The sequence below is a fragment of the Streptomyces sp. SID14478 genome (genome assembly GCF_010548525.1).
Taxonomy (GTDB): domain Bacteria; phylum Actinomycetota; class Actinomycetes; order Streptomycetales; family Streptomycetaceae; genus Streptomyces.
Genome location: NZ_JAAGMG010001135.1, coordinates 1 through 2,630 on the forward strand (window position 1 = coordinate 1; position 2,630 = coordinate 2,630).

At 74.0% G+C, this 2,630-nt stretch carries 2 protein-coding genes; both read left to right on the forward strand.

All coding sequences use genetic code 11. The features are described 5' to 3' along the window. Positions 1 to 1,120 (forward strand): beta-ketoacyl reductase (locus G3I40_RS36250; RefSeq protein WP_164559078.1); only part of this gene is annotated, 1,120 nt, incomplete at its 5' end. Between the two features lie 2 nt (positions 1,121 to 1,122). Next, positions 1,123 to 2,630: beta-ketoacyl synthase N-terminal-like domain-containing protein (locus tag G3I40_RS36255; protein WP_203645403.1), on the forward strand; the 1,508-nt coding region annotated here is incomplete at its 3' end.

The window sequence follows — 2,630 nt, forward strand, 5'->3', positions numbered from 1 at the left end:
CGTCGCGGCCTGCGACGCGGCCGACCGCGACGCGCTGGCCGGCCTGCTCGCCTCGATCCCGCCCGCGCACCCGCTCACCGCGGTCGTGCACGCGGCCGGAGTCGTCGAGGACGCCACGCTGGCGGCCCTCACCACGGAGAGCCTGGCCCGGGTGCTGCGACCGAAGGTGGACGCCGCCTGGAACCTGCACGAACTGACCGCCGGAGCACAGCTGACGGACTTCGTCCTGTTCTCCTCCGTCGCCGGCCTGGTGGGCAACGCCGGACAGGCCGGCTACGCCGCGGGCAACACCTTCCTCGACGCGCTGGCCGCACACCGGCGCGCCGAGGGCCTGCCCGCCGTGTCCCTCGCCTGGGGCATGTGGCAGGACGGCATGGCGAGCGACCTCGACCGTGCCGACCGGGCCCGGCTCGCCCGCAACGGCATCCTGCCGATGCCGACCGACCGGGCACTCGCGGCCCTCGACACGGCCCTGGCCGCACAGGAGGAGCCCCGGCCGGTGCTCGCGCCGGTGGCCCTCGACCTCGCGGCACTGCGCGGTCTGGGCGACGCACTGCCCGAGCTGTACCGGGGCCTGGTGCGCACCGAGCGCCGCCTCGCCCGCAGCGCCCCCGCCGCCACGGAGATCCCGCTGGCGCAGCGGCTCACGGGCCTGGACGGGGAAGAGCAGCAGCGGCTGCTGCTCGACTTCGTCAGGGAACAGGTCGGCATCGTCCTGGCCCACCCGGCACCGCGGACGATCGACGTCGAGCGCGGACTGCTGGACCTGGGCCTCGACTCCCTCGCCGCCGTCGAACTGCGCAACAGGCTGAACACCACCACCGCACTGCGGCTGCCCAGCACGCTCGTCTTCGACCACCCGACCACCCGGGCCATCGCCGAATTCCTGCGGGGCGAGCTGGTCGGCGAGGCGGCGGATCCGGTGCAGGCGGCCCTGGACGCCCTCGAGGCCGCCCTGTCGGCCGCCGGCCCGTCGGACGGCGAGGGAACGGCAGGCACGTACGCCGCGCAACTGCGCGGCCTGCTCCGGACGGTGGACGGCGGCCCCGATGGCGCCGACGTCGCCCTGGCAACCGACGACGAACTCTTCGCAGCACTTGACTCCGAACTCGGCAGGTAGACATGAGCAACGAGCAGAAACTTCGCGACTACCTCAAGCGGGCAACGGTCGACCTGCGCGAGAGCCGTCAGCGTGTGCAGGAGCTGGAGGAGCGCGCCCACGAGCCGATCGCGATCGTGGGCATGGCCTGCCGGCTCCCCGGCGGGGTCGCCTCCCCCGAAGACCTGTGGGAGCTGCTGAGCGCCGGACGGGACGCGGTCGGCCCCTTCCCCGAGGGCCGCGGCTGGGACCTGGAGAACCTGTACGACCCGGACCCCGACCACCTCGGGACCTCGTACATCCGCGAAGGCGGCTTCCTGTACGAGGCGGACCGCTTCGACGCCGAGTTCTTCGGCATCAGTCCTCGCGAGGCGGCGGCGATGGACCCCCAGCAGCGGCTGCTGCTGGAGACGTCCTGGGAGGCCTTCGAGCACGCGGGCATCGACCCGACCACGCTGAAGGGCACCCGTACCGGGGTGTACGCGGGCGTCATGTACGACGACTACGGCTCGCGCCCGCACACCCCCGAGGGCTTCGAGGGCTACATGCTGACCGGCAGCGCGGGCAGCGTCGCCTCGGGCCGGCTGGCGTACACCTTCGGGCTGGAGGGCCCGGCGGTGACGGTCGACACCGCCTGCTCGTCCTCGCTCGTCGCACTCCACCTCGCCGCGCAGTCACTGCGCCAGGGCGAGTGCGCGATGGCGCTCGCCGGCGGTGTGACGGTGATGGCGACCCCCGGCACGTTCGTGGAGTTCTCCCGCCAGCGCGGGCTGGCGCCGGACGGGCGGTGCAAGGCGTTCTCCTCGTCCGCGGACGGCACGGGCTGGGCCGAGGGCGTGGGCGTACTGGTCCTTGAGCGGCTGTCGGACGCGCAGCGCAGCGGGCACCGGGTGCTGGCGGTGCTGCGTGGTTCCGCGGTGAACCAGGACGGTGCGAGCAGCCAGTTGACCGCGCCGAACGGGCCCGCCCAGGAGCGGGTCATCCGGGCCGCGCTGGCGGACGCGCGGCTGTCGGCGTCCGACGTGGACGCCGTGGAGGCGCACGGCACGGGCACGCGGCTGGGCGATCCGATCGAGGCGCAGGCGCTGCTGTCGGCGTACGGCCAGGCCCGGGGCGACGACAACCCGCTGTGGCTGGGTTCCCTCAAGTCGAACATCGGTCACACGCAGGCCGCGGCGGGTGTCGCGGGCGTCATCAAGATGGTGACGGCGATGCGCAAGGGCGTCATGCCCTCGACGCTGCACGTGGACGAGCCGACACCGGAGGTCGACTGGTCGGCGGGCACGGTGCGGCTGCTGACGCAGGCTCAGCGGTGGCCGGAGCTCGACCGTCCGCGGCGTACGGGTGTGTCGTCCTTCGGGATCAGCGGGACCAACGCGCACGTGATCCTCGAAGAGGCGCCGCGCGCGGATGCCGCCGACCCTGCGACGGAACCGGATGCCGGCGCGCTGCAGGCGGAGCCGGCCTCACCGGCGCTGCCCGCGCCGTGGTTGCTGTCGGCCAAGTCGGAGGCCGCGCTGCGCGCGCAGGC